Source organism: Melghiribacillus thermohalophilus, from assembly GCF_004342905.1.
Lineage (GTDB): Bacteria > Bacillota > Bacilli > Bacillales > Alkalibacillaceae > Melghiribacillus > Melghiribacillus thermohalophilus.
This window is the reverse complement of the sequence record NZ_SMAN01000001.1, coordinates 169,145-182,047: the sequence shown is the minus strand read 5'-3', so window position 1 is coordinate 182,047 and position 12,903 is coordinate 169,145. Positions and strand designations below refer to the sequence as shown.

The 12,903-nt window shown below is 44.1% G+C and carries 11 protein-coding genes; all 11 read left to right on the top strand.

What is annotated here, in order from left to right; genetic code table 11:
- Nucleotides 1-5: 5 nt before the first annotated feature.
- The 11 genes from EDD68_RS00905 to EDD68_RS00855 all read left to right on the top strand — a co-directional run bounded on the left by EDD68_RS00905 (nt 6) and on the right by EDD68_RS00855 (nt 12,900).
- On the top strand, nt 6-2,672 hold the full coding sequence (locus EDD68_RS00905; protein WP_132370201.1) for a calcium-translocating P-type ATPase, SERCA-type: 2,667 nt from the start codon (nt 6-8) through the stop codon (nt 2,670-2,672).
- A gap of 252 nt (nt 2,673-2,924) precedes the next feature.
- Nucleotides 2,925-3,806: a YicC/YloC family endoribonuclease gene (locus EDD68_RS00900; protein WP_132370199.1), complete on the top strand. Its 882-nt coding sequence runs from the start codon at nt 2,925-2,927 to the stop codon at nt 3,804-3,806.
- 82 nt (nt 3,807-3,888) lie between these two features.
- A complete protein-coding gene (gene remA / locus EDD68_RS00895; protein ID WP_132370198.1) occupies nt 3,889-4,152 on the top strand; it encodes an extracellular matrix/biofilm regulator RemA in 264 nt (87 codons plus the stop codon).
- An 11-nt stretch (nt 4,153-4,163) separates the two neighbouring features.
- On the top strand, nt 4,164-4,784 hold the full coding sequence (gene gmk / locus EDD68_RS00890; protein WP_132370196.1) for a guanylate kinase: 621 nt from the start codon (nt 4,164-4,166) through the stop codon (nt 4,782-4,784).
- Nucleotides 4,781-4,978: a DNA-directed RNA polymerase subunit omega gene (rpoZ, locus tag EDD68_RS00885; protein WP_279388226.1), complete on the top strand. Its 198-nt coding sequence runs from the start codon at nt 4,781-4,783 to the stop codon at nt 4,976-4,978. The genes gmk and rpoZ overlap by 4 nt, the downstream gene beginning before the upstream one ends.
- Nucleotides 4,979-5,134: 156 nt before the next feature.
- Nucleotides 5,135-6,337, top strand: coding sequence for a bifunctional phosphopantothenoylcysteine decarboxylase/phosphopantothenate--cysteine ligase CoaBC (coaBC, locus tag EDD68_RS00880; protein ID WP_132370194.1), 1,203 nt, complete (start codon nt 5,135-5,137; stop codon nt 6,335-6,337).
- On the top strand, nt 6,334-8,745 hold the full coding sequence (gene priA / locus EDD68_RS00875) for a primosomal protein N' (RefSeq protein WP_132370192.1): 2,412 nt from the start codon (nt 6,334-6,336) through the stop codon (nt 8,743-8,745). Before coaBC ends, priA begins: the two co-directional genes overlap by 4 nt.
- A gap of 15 nt (nt 8,746-8,760) precedes the next feature.
- Nucleotides 8,761-9,711 (top strand): methionyl-tRNA formyltransferase, encoded by a 951-nt coding sequence (gene fmt / locus EDD68_RS00870; RefSeq protein WP_132370190.1) that lies wholly within the window; start codon nt 8,761-8,763, stop codon nt 9,709-9,711.
- Nucleotides 9,704-11,047 carry a 16S rRNA (cytosine(967)-C(5))-methyltransferase RsmB gene (gene rsmB, locus EDD68_RS00865; protein ID WP_132370188.1) on the top strand — a complete coding sequence of 448 codons (1,344 nt, stop codon included), beginning with the start codon at nt 9,704-9,706 and terminating at the stop codon, nt 11,045-11,047. Before fmt ends, rsmB begins: the two co-directional genes overlap by 8 nt.
- 3 nt (nt 11,048-11,050) lie before the next feature.
- Nucleotides 11,051-12,139, top strand: a complete 1,089-nt coding sequence (gene rlmN, locus EDD68_RS00860; protein WP_132370186.1) for a dual-specificity RNA methyltransferase RlmN — start codon at nt 11,051-11,053, stop codon at nt 12,137-12,139.
- 5 nt (nt 12,140-12,144) lie between these two features.
- Nucleotides 12,145-12,900: a Stp1/IreP family PP2C-type Ser/Thr phosphatase gene (locus EDD68_RS00855; RefSeq protein ID WP_132370650.1), complete on the top strand. Its 756-nt coding sequence runs from the start codon at nt 12,145-12,147 to the stop codon at nt 12,898-12,900.
- Nucleotides 12,901-12,903 lie beyond the last annotated feature (3 nt).

The window sequence follows — 12,903 nt, the reverse complement described above, 5'->3', positions numbered from 1 at the left end:
GAGACGTGAAGTGGTATCAGGTATCCCGAAGAGATATCTTACAACAGTTGAACACCAGCGAAACATTTGGGCTTTCTCATAAAGAGGCAGACAGAAGAAGGAAAAAATCAGGGGAAAATGTATTAGCGGAGGAAAAGAAACCTTCCCGATTTTTTATTTTCCTCAGACAGTTTGAGGATTTTATGGTTCTCGTGCTGCTGGCAGCCACTTTAATTTCTGGGCTGATCGGTGAGTATGTGGATGCCATCACCATTATGGCCATTGTTCTTTTGAATGCCGTCCTGGGCTATGTGCAGGAACAAAAGGCTGAAAAGTCACTGGAGAAACTGAAAGAATTATCCGCTCCTATGGCAAAAGTCCTTCGGGAAGGCGAATGGACCCAGATTCCGTCCAAAGAATTAGTCCCCGGAGATATCGTAAAGTTAGAGACCGGAGATCGGGTCAGCGCAGACATTCGGCTCCTGAAGACGAATAGCCTTGAAATTGAGGAATCAGTACTGACCGGGGAATCCCATCCAGCAGAAAAAATGGCCAGTGAGCTGACAGAACATGACCTGGAACTCGGGGACCAGCATAACATGGCTTTTGCCGGAACCCTTGTGACACGTGGAAACGGCTATGGGATTGTGGTTGCAACAGGTATGTCAACGGCGATGGGAAAGATTGCATCCATGTTATCCGCAACAAAGCGAAAACCGACCCCTCTCGAACAAAAACTGGAAGAGCTGGGGAAAGTTCTGATTGCGGCCGCTCTGGTTTTAACGGCGCTTGTGGTCGTTCTTGGGGTCTATCAGGGCCATTCGGTATATAACATGTTCCTGGCCGGTGTCTCCCTTGCGGTTGCTGCCATTCCAGAAGGGCTTCCCGCCATTGTGACCGTTGCACTGTCTCTGGGAGTACAGCGCATGATTAAACGACGGGCGGTTGTCCGCAAATTATCGGCTGTCGAAACCCTGGGGTGTGCCAGTGTGATTTGCTCGGACAAGACCGGTACATTGACCAAAAATGAAATGACCGTCCAGCAAATCTATCTTCCTGAACAGGAACCCATCCGTGTTTCCGGGAAAGGATACTCTCCGGCAGGATATTTTTATCAGCAAAAACAAAAACAATCAAGCTCTGAAATAGAAGGGCTTGAGAAATTGCTGACCTATGGTGTCCTGTGCAATCATGCCAGCATCCGGGAGAAGGATGGAAAATACATGGTGGAAGGTGATCCGACAGAGGGTGCTTTGATTGTAGCCGCTCAAAAGGGGGATATTGCCAGGCAGCACCTAAAGAACTATAAAGTCATCCATGAGATCCCTTTTGATTCCAGCAGAAAGAGAATGACTGTTGTCGTAGAAGATGAGAATCATAAACGGTATGTCATTACCAAGGGTGCTCCTGAAGTACTGTTGAACCGGACCAGCTGGGTATTCTCGTGCGGCGAAAAAAAAGTGATGACTCCATCGAGAAAAAAAGAACTGGAAACGCATATGGACGACATGGCGAATCAGGCACTGAGAACACTGGCGGTGTGTTATAAGCCGATTGAACATTCTCAACCTCTGAAAGATGTAGACCTTGAGAAAGATCTAATTTTTCTCGGATTATTCGGGATGATCGATCCTCCAAGGGAAGATGTAAAGGAAGCCATTGAGGCATGCCGGGAAGCAGGGGTTAAAACAGTGATGATTACAGGGGATCATGCGAGTACTGCCCGGGCTATTGCGGATCAGCTGACCATCCTTCCAGATCAAGGCGAGGTTTTGACAGGTTATGATTTATCCATGATGACAGCCGAGGAGTTGTCTGAAATCATCGATAATGTATATGTGTTTGCCCGGGTATCTCCGGAGCACAAATTGCAGATTGTGGAAGCCTTGCAGCGCAAAGGACATGTCGTGGCCATGACCGGAGACGGGGTAAATGATGCCCCTGCCATCAAAGCCAGTGATATTGGTGTCAGTATGGGGGTTACCGGAACCGATGTTACAAAAGAAGCTTCATCCTTAATTTTGATGGATGATCATTTTGCGACCATTAAAGCTGCCATTGAAGAGGGGAGAAACATTTATGAGAATATCCGAAAATTTATTCGGTATCTGCTGGCATCAAATGTTGGAGAAATTCTGGTCATGCTGTTTGCCATGCTCCTGGCAATGCCACTCCCTTTAGTACCGGTTCAGATTTTATGGGTCAACCTTGTAACCGATGGTCTTCCTGCGCTGGCTTTGGGTCTGGATCAGCCTGAGAAAAATGTCATGAAAAAACCTCCGCGCCATCCGAAAGAAAGTATTTTCGCAAGGGGGCTGGCATTTAAAATCATCTCCAGGGGATTCATGATCGGACTTGTTACATTGATTGCGTTTATGTTTGCTTATCAACAACAGCCGGACCACCTCGAATACGCCCAGACCATCGCTTTCGTCACACTGGTCATGGCACAGCTTATTCACGTGTTTGATTGCCGGTCCGATCAGTCGGTATTTGCCCGCAACCCCTTTGGAAATATGTATCTAGTAGGGGCTGTTTTATCTTCGCTTCTGCTTATGCTTGTGGTGGTGTATTATCCGCCGCTGCAGCCGATATTCCATACGGTCAGTCTTCCATTAAGAGAATGGCTGATGATCCTCGCTCTCAGCGCTATACCTACGATGATTTTCGGAACCGGAAAAGGCAACCATTAAACAGAAGCAGGGTGTTGACCGCGAGGCCAGCACCCCATGATCAAATCGGACAATGAAAATATAACGTGGTTTCTAAAACATTTTTTCATATTTAAACAGCTTTCCGAACATGAAATAAGAAATAAGTTTATGATGAGACAATTGTTCAGCGAACAAATTTTCGCTATAATAAATTCTGGATATATTCGGTTTGGACATGGTTTTCCGGGGGATACATATTGTGAAGATTTTGCACGGAATGGAAGGGATAACATGGTTAAAAGCATGACAGGTTATGGAAGATCTGTTTGTGAAAAAAACGGAAACCGCATAGTGGCAGAGGTTCGAACAGTGAATCATCGGTTTTTGGATCTGTCGGTAAAACTTCCTCGAACCCTGCTGTATTTAGAAGAAAAAATTAAGAAAAAGGCCAGGGAATTTTTTAAGCGGGGACGGGTGGATGTTTTTATTAAAATCGAAGGGGAAGGACTCATTAAACGGCATTTAACGGTTGACTGGCATCTGATCGATCAATATGTCGAAATCTTACATCAGGCAAAAGAGCGCTACCATCTCGAAGAAACTATTACTGTCAGGGATCTCTTGCATATGGAAGAGCCCTTTGATATACAAGAAATTGAGGAAGAGGATGATGAACTGGAAAAAACCCTGATGGACACACTTAATCAGGCGTTCATTCATGCATATGAAATGCGTATCGAAGAAGGAAAAGCTATAAGCCAGGATCTTAAAAATCGGATTCATGACATCAATAAGCTGGTAGCAAACTTAGAAGAACAGAGGGAGGCGGTCATTGAGTACTACAGAGAACGCATTAAACAACGAATCGAAGAGTATGCCAGAGAAGAGTTATCCATAGAAGAATCAAGAATTTTGCATGAAGTTGCTCTTCTTGCAGAAAAAGGGGATATTTCTGAGGAGGTAACCAGACTTTTCAGTCATACCAGGCAATTTATCGCAACATTGTCGATGAGTGATGCTGTCGGACGCAAACTCGATTTTATCGTTCAGGAAATGCTTCGGGAATCCAATACGATTGGTTCGAAATCAAATGACGCAAAGATCAGCAGCTGGGTCGTTGCCCTGAAAAGTGAAATCGAAAAAATAAAAGAACAGGTTCAAAATGTTGAATAATCATTGAGATTCGGTTACATTTTTTCATATAATAATGATATTGGACGTTGCTGTTTGGGTAAATGATAGAGGAGGAAAAGAATTGAGTTTAAAATTAATTAATATCGGTTTTGGAAATGTTGTATCTGCGAATCGTGTCATTTCCATCGTATCCCCTGAGTCAGCACCGATTAAGCGGATTATCTCAGTAGCCAGGGAAAATAACAAACTGGTAGATGCTACATATGGCAGGCGAACAAGGGCTGTTATCATTACGGATAGTGACCATGTCATTCTTTCTGCCGTGCAGCCTGAAACAGTCGGCCAGCGAGTCATTAGCAATGACGATTTATCATATGAAGGGTAGGAGGCATAACAGTGATTGAAGAAAAAGGCATCTTGTTTGTGCTTTCCGGCCCCTCTGGTGTAGGAAAGGGTACCGTCCGGAAAGCGCTTTTTGAAAAAGCAACCAATCTGCAATATTCCATATCCGTCACTACCCGTAATCCCCGTGAAGGGGAAAAGGATGGCGTGGATTATTTTTTTAAGACTAAAGAGGAATTTCAAAACATGATTGAACAGAACCAGCTGCTGGAGTGGGCTGAATATGTTGGCAATTATTATGGGACACCGAAAGAGTATGTTCAGGAAACGTTAGATAAAGGAAAAGATGTGTTTCTGGAAATCGAAGTTCAGGGAGCTATGAAGGTAAAAAAGAATTTCCCTGAAGGTGTATTTATCTTTTTAATTCCGCCGAGTCTAGAAGAGCTAAAAAACCGGATCATCAACCGGGGTACTGAAACAGAAGAGTTGGTCACAAACAGACTTCTTGCAGCAAGAGAAGAAATTGAAATGATGGATGCATACGATTACGTGGTTGTCAACGATGAAGTAGAAAAAGCGGTTGAGAAAATCTTGTCTATTGTTCAAAGTGAACACTGTAAACGAGAACGTGTCGCCAAACAATATAAAAAAGCACTGGAGGGTGATGTAACATGATGTTAGAGCCATCCATTGATTCTTTGATGGAAAAGGTTCCTTCTAAATATGCACTTGTCATTTTATCAGCTAAACGCGCCCGTGAAATGCAGGATTCAAAAAAGTCGTTGATGGAAAATCCTAAGTCCTATAAATACGTAGGAAAAGCCCTCGAAGAAATTCATGCAGAAAAAATACAAATTGCCGAAGAATAAGGCTGATGATCGGCCATTTATTGCGATTTCGGCAATAGTCGTTGATCATGTAATCAAATCCCTTGCTGTGAACTGGAATGGCAAGGGATTTCAGATTTTCAGGAAGCTTTTTATCAAGCCGTTTTGTATATCTGTCTATAAGGGGGATATTCCAATATGAGAGGAAAAAAAATTTTACTCGGAGTTTCAGGAGGAATAGCTGCATATAAGGCGTGCGCACTTACCAGCAAACTAACCCAAAAAGGAGCAATCGTCAAAGTGATCATGACTGAAAGTGCCCGGGAGTTTGTACAGCCTCTGACTTTCCAGGCTCTTTCCCGCCAGCCTGTCTATACTGATACCTTTGATGAAAAAGATCCGAAAAAAATTGCCCATATTGATCTCGCTGATTGGGCTGATCTCGCAATTCTGGCTCCAGCCACCGCCAATATGATTGGCAAGCTGGCTAATGGTATTGCTGATGATATACTGAGCACAACCTTGTTAGCTTCACGTTCACCGGTTTATGTAGCTCCGGCTATGAATGTGCATATGTATGACCATCCAGCGGTTCAACAAAATATGAAAACCCTGGAGTCGTTCGGGTTCAAATTTATCGAGCCAGGCGACGGATATCTGGCATGCGGTTATGTTGGCAAAGGAAGACTCGAAGAACCCGAAACCATCATTGACGTAATCGAAAAACAGGAAACGAAAACAAGTTTTTTTAAAGGTAAAAACATTATCATTACTGGCGGACCAACCAGGGAAGCATTGGACCCTGTCCGTTTTTTTACCAATCATTCCTCAGGAAAAATGGGATATGCATTAGCCCAGGCTGCTCAACAGCTCGGAGGAAAGGTAACGTTTATAAGCGGTCCCACCAGTCTCGGATGCCCGGCCGGGGTCAACTGTGTAGAGGTCACATCTGCAGAGGAAATGTATGAAGCGGTTCTGTCCGGTTTTAAGGATGCAGACCTCGTCATCAAAGCAGCAGCTGTAGCCGACTATCGTCCGAAAAAAGTCTATGATCATAAAATCAAAAAACAAATGGCTCCACTGATCATTGAAATGGAACGCACAAAGGATATTATGGCCGAACTGGGAAAGCGAAAAACCCATCAATTTCTGGTCGGATTTGCAGCGGAAACGGACAAGCCGATTGAACATGGCAAAGAAAAATTAAAGAAAAAAAATATGGATGCCATCGTTGTGAATGATTTGACAAAAGATGGAGCAGGATTTGGCGAGGATACAAACATTGTCACCTATATCAATCAAAAGGGTCTAGAAGTCAGTCTCCCACGCCTGTCAAAACTAGATATAGCTTATAAACTGTTTGAACTGATGGAACAGGATATGAAGGATGATCAACCGTGAAAATTGCCCGGGTAATTGTGGATGTACCTGCCTTTCAGACCGACCGACCCTTTGATTATGAAATCCCTGAAAAATTTGAACACATGATTGAAAAAGGGATGAGGGTGATCGTTCCTTTCGGTCCAAGAAAAGTAATGGGGTTTGTTCTTGAGGTAGCAGACCAGACCGATTTGAAGCACCTCAAACCGATCGATGATGTAATGGATTTAACACCGGTTTTAACCGGGGAGCTGATAGAACTTGGAAAATGGATAAGAGAGCAGACTCTGAGCTTTCATATAACAGCATACCAGGTCATGTTGCCACAGGCATTGAAGGCAAAGTATGAAAAAGAATTGGAATGTCTTGCTCTGGAAGAGGAATTGTCTGATGAATTGAAACCTTTATTTGCAGGGAGGTCTGTCATTCCATTTGCGGAAATTCAAGAAAAACAGATCCCTTACAGGAAGGTACAAGAGGCTATTAAGGACGGGCTGGTGGAGGTTCATTACATTGTAAAAAGCAAAGAGACTAGAAAAAAGTCAACATGGGTGAAGCCTGCCAAAGATTTGCACCAGTTAGAAGAAGCATTAGAGGATTTTTCACCTGCTGCTAAAAAACAGCGGGCTATTGTGGAATTTTTTATCGAACACAAAGATGCCATCCCCCTGAAACAATTGCTAGACACCTTACATACGACACGTCAGACCGTTCAGCAGTTAATGAAAAAAGGGCTGCTCCAGACCTTTAAAAAAGATGAGTACCGGGACCCGTATAATAATCGCGAGTTTATTCAAACAAAACCGAAGGAGCTCACTGGTGAACAAAAACAGGCGATCAAACCGATTGAAGAATCCATTGTAAACGAAAAGCATGATGTGTTTTTGCTGCATGGAGTGACAGGAAGCGGCAAAACGGAAATTTACTTGCAGACCATTGAGAAGGTGCTAAAAAAAGGCAAAGAAGCCATTGTGCTTGTTCCTGAGATTGCTTTGACTCCCCAGATGGTTCAGCGGTTTAAAAGCAGATTTGGAGCGGATGTGGCTGTCATGCACAGCGGTCTTTCACCTGGAGAGAAACTGGACGAGTGGCGAAAGATCCAGCGTCAGGAAGTAAAAGTAGTGGTAGGGGCACGATCTGCTATTTTTGCACCTTTTCAGAACCTGGGTATTATCATTATTGATGAAGAGCATGAATCAAGCTATAAACAGGAAGATAATCCAAAGTATCATGCCCGTGATGTGGCTGTTTTCCGGGGCCAATATCATCGTTGCCCTGTTGTGCTGGGAAGTGCAACCCCTGCCCTTGAAACCTATGCCAGAGCCAAAAAGGGAGTATATAGGCTGTTAACCCTTTCCAGACGCATTAACAATCAATCCATGCCAGAAGTTGAAATTGTAGATATGAGGGAAGAGTTGCACAGAGGAAATCGTTCGATGTTTTCGAGGTCCCTTCAGGAAAAAATTCAGGAACGTTTAAGTCGCAAGGAACAGATTGTGTTGTTTCTAAATCGGCGGGGTTATTCGACCTTTGTGATTTGTCGAGACTGCGGCCACACGTTGCAGTGTCCCCACTGTGATATCTCTTTGACCTATCACCGAAAACAGGAACGGCTGAAGTGTCATTATTGTTCTTATGAAATCCCCATGCCCGGCCGCTGTCCGGAATGTTACAGTGATACGATCCGTTATTTTGGAACAGGAACGCAAAAAGTGGAGGAGGCTTTGCAGCTCACCTTTCCGGAAGCACGCATCATCCGCATGGATGTGGATACAACAAGAAATAAAGGTGCCCACGAGAGGCTTCTTGCTGAATTTGGACATAGACGGGCAGATATTTTGTTAGGAACACAGATGATTGCCAAGGGGCTTGATTTTGAACATGTTACCCTTGTGGGAGTCCTCGCTGCTGACTCCATGCTTCATCTGCCCGATTTTCGCAGCGCAGAAAAAACGTTTCAGTTATTAACCCAGGTCAGCGGCAGGGCCGGGCGACATGAATTGCCCGGAGAAGTGTTGATTCAAACCTATACTCCTGAACATTACACGGTTGAACTGGCAAGCAAGTATGACTACGAACAATTTTTTTATAAAGAAATGCAAATACGAAAAAAATTCCAGTACCCTCCTTACTACTATTTAGCACTGATTACGGTTTCTCATCCGAATCAAATCTACACGATTGAGGTTGCGCAAAGAATGGCGAAGATGTTAAACAGCCGTCTGTCAGGTCAGTCTAAAGTTCTGGGGCCGACTCCATCGCCCCTGCTTCGGATTAAAGATAGATATCGGTATCAATGCATGGTAAAATACAAAGTTGAGTCTAAACTGCAGATGACGATCAAGCGGATCTTACAGGTATATGAGGAAGATATGCAAAAAAATGATCTCCAGATTGTCGTTGATTTTCAACCATATCATCTGATGTAAAGAAAGGGGTACAATATGGATCAGCGGATTGTTTTTATGGGTACACCGGATTTTGCTGTTCACATCCTGAAACAGCTGATAGAAGATAAATGGAACATCGTAGCGGCAGTTACGCAGCCCGACCGACCCAGAGGCAGAAAGCGGGAGTTGACCCCTCCGCCAGTAAAGGAAGTTGCCCTGGAGCATGATATTCCCGTCATCCAGCCTGAAAAAGTTCAACACGAATATGAAGAGGTTTTGAAGTATAAACCGGACATTGTGATTACCGCTGCATTCGGGCAAATACTGCCAAAAGCGCTCCTGGAATATCCAAAGTACGGCTGCATTAATGTTCATGCTTCTTTACTTCCGGAACTCCGGGGCGGTGCACCTATTCACTATGCTATTTTAGAAGGCAAAAAAGAAACAGGTGTAACGATTATGTATATGGTGGAACAGCTGGATGCTGGAGACATGATTGCGAGCAAAAAGGTGTCCATTGATGAACAGGATCATGTAGGCACACTGCATGATAAACTGGCAAAAGCCGGTGCTGAACTCTTTCATGAAACATTGCCGGATATTTTTTCAGGGAATATTCATCCCGTTCCCCAGGACCATGATCAGGCCACCTATGCGTACAATATCAAAAGGGAACAGGAACGGATTGACTGGAATCGAACCCATGAAGAAATCTACAACCATATACGGGGACTTCATCCCTGGCCGGTCGCTTACACAACCTGGCAGGGTAAAGCAATGAAAATCTGGTGGGGTGAAAAAACTGATCAAATCTATTCCGAACATCCTGGCCATGTAGGCGAAATTCTTGATGACGGATTTGTTGTTGTGTGCGGAAATCAGAAAGGTATTAAAATTACTGACTTGCAGCTTGCCGGAAAAAAGCGGATGAAGGCGGAGTCATTCCTGCGGGGAGCAGGAAGCAGTTTAAAAGTCGGAGACATTCTGGGGGATGCCAATGGGTGAACAACAGGTCAGACGGACAGCGTTAGAACTTCTCGTCCGAATAAGTGAAGGTGGTGGATTCAGCCATATTCTCCTTCATCAGACGATTGAAAACGGTTCATTCTCATCAAAGGATGCAGGGCTGTTAACGGAGCTGGTCTATGGGACAATGCAGCGAAAGATGACAATCGATTATTATCTGGATTCATTTGTGAAAAGGAAAACATCACCATGGGTAAACTGGCTTTTATCCATGGCAGTTTACCAGATGGTATTTTTAGACCGGGTTCCAGATCATGCTGTTATTTATGAATCCGTTGAAATCGCTAAGAAAAAGGGACATAAAGGAATTGCATCCTTTGTAAACGGGGTCCTCCGAAACATACAGAGAAAAGGATTACCTTCTCTGGATGACATTCAAGATCCCATCAAACGATTATCGATCGAAACCAGTCACCCGGAATGGCTCGTTAGACGGTTTGTCAGATGGTATGGCATGGAAATCACCAGAAAAATGTGTCAAAAAAATCTGGAACACAAAAAAGTTTCCGTCCGGATACAGCCTTTAAAAGCTGACCGTGATGAAATCATTCATATCCTTAAAAAGGACGGAATCATAGGCACAGCTTCCAGGATTTCATCTCAGGGTATTGTGATCCAAAAGGGAAATGTAATTCACCACCCTCTGTTTGAACATACGCTGACCGTACAGGATGAGAGTTCTATGCTTGTGGGAGAAATGGTGGACGCAAAACCGGGTATGACTGTGCTGGATGCCTGCAGTGCGCCCGGGGGAAAAACGACTCATATCGCCGAAAAAATGCAGAATCAGGGGAAACTATATGCCTATGATTTACATCCCAAAAAAGCAAAACTTGTAGAAGAAAAAGCCAGAGCTCTTGATTTAACCATTGTGGAAGCAAAAGGCGCTGACAGCCGGAATCTGGAACCATTTCATTCTCCTGAAACCTTTGACCGAATATTGCTGGATGCTCCCTGTTCCGGACTCGGGGTCCTGAGAAGTAAACCGGAAATCAAATATCAAAAAACATCAGAGGATATTCGTCAACTGAAGACAGTACAGAAAGAGCTGCTTCAATCCATCAGTCCCCTGCTAAAAAAAGGGGGAAAGCTCGTATATAGTACATGTACGGTAGACCGGGAAGAAAATGAACAGATGGTGGAATGGTTTCTTAATCATTACCCTGATTTTGAAGTGGACCCTGATTTCAGCAGGGATTTGCCGGAAGTTTGCCAGAGACTCCCCGGTCTGTCTAAGTGGGGGCTGCAATTGTTTCCTCATGATTTAGATACAGATGGATTCTTTTTAACACGATTACGGAAAAAAGGAGTGTAGCAGATGCCCCAGAAAACAGAATCGAAGAAAATGTCGCGGCCAAATCTCAGAGATTCCATCTATTCCTTAACTGTTGAAGAACTGAAGGAGTGGGTGAAAGAGCAGGGAGAACCTGGTTTCCGCACATCACAGATTTATGAATGGCTATATCAGAAGCGGGTGGATTCCTTTGATGATATGACCAACCTCCCGAAGCATTTCAGGGAAAAATTAAAGCAGTCGTTTTCCATAACTACACTGCAAACGATTGTCCAGCAGACTTCCCAGGATGGTACCGTCAAATTTTTGTTTGAACTCGTGGACGGCTACTCCATAGAAACGGTTTTAATGAAACATCACTACGGTTATTCCGTATGTGTTACTACCCAGGTTGGGTGCCGGATCGGCTGTACGTTTTGTGCTTCAACCCTCGGCGGACTCAAACGGCAGCTGGAAGCAGGGGAAATCGTCAGCCAAGTATTGAAGGTTCAGAAAGCCTTAGATGAAACGGATGAACGGGTTTCATCAGTCGTCATCATGGGAATCGGCGAACCTTTCGATAATTATGAAGAGATGCTGGCATTTTTGAAAATTATTAACCATGATAAAGGCCTGAATATTGGAGCCAGGCATATCACCGTTTCTACGAGCGGGATCATACCAAAGATCTATCGATTTGCCGATGAAGAGATGCAAATTAATTTCGCTGTATCGCTGCATGCACCGAACGATGAGCTGCGCACAAAACTGATGCCTATCAATAAAGCTTTTTCTATGGACAAATTGCTGGAAGCTGTGGAATATTATAATAAAAAAACAGGACGAAGGGTCACATTTGAATACGGATTATTTGGGGGAGAAAATGACTCCATTGAGCATGCAAAAGAACTGGCTGACCGCATCAGACATTTAAAATGCCATGTCAATTTAATTCCAGTCAATTATGTTCCAGAGCGAAACTATACGAGAACACCGAAACATCAAATTTTTGCCTTCGAAAGAGCGTTAAAAGAAGAAGGGATCAACGTAACGATTAGGCGGGAGCAGGGGCATGATATTGATGCGGCCTGTGGACAATTAAGGGCCAGAGAGCGGAAGGACGAAACGAGGTGAAAAAAATGATTGGACATTTTTTGACGGATACCGGTCTGGTCCGCAGTCATAATGAAGATGCAGGTGGAATTTACACCAATGATCATGGGCAAATGCTGGTTATGGTGGCTGACGGGATGGGCGGACATCGTGCCGGCGATGTTGCCAGCAGCATTGCAACATCTTTTCTGCATCAGAAATGGGACGAAACCGGGTTCATTCCTTCCCCGGATGATGCCGAAAAATGGCTGGAGGAAGGAATTCAGGAAGCCAATCAAAAAATTTTTCAACACGCGATTGAACATGAAGAATGTAAAGGAATGGGCACAACTATTGTAGCTGCGATCATTGGAGATGACTTTGCATCTGTTGCCCATGTTGGTGACAGCCGCTGTTATGTGTCGAATAGTTATGGCTTTACTCAGGTGACAGAAGACCATTCACTGGTGAACGAATTGGTCCGGTCTGGACAGATCAGCCCGGAGGACGCAGAACACCATCCCCGTAAGAATGTATTATTGAAAGCACTTGGAACTTCCGAACGGGTTGATGTCGATATTAAAAGCATCGAATGGGAAGAAGACAATTACTTAATATTGTGTTCCGATGGACTGTCTAACAAAGTGAGCGATGACGAACTTCATCAATATATGATCGAATCAGAATCCATTGAAGAAGCCGCTAAACAACTGATCACCCTTGCAAATGAACGGGGCGGCGAGGACAATATAACGCTGGCCCTTATACATTATGATGAATCCACGAAGGAAGGTGAATCATAATGT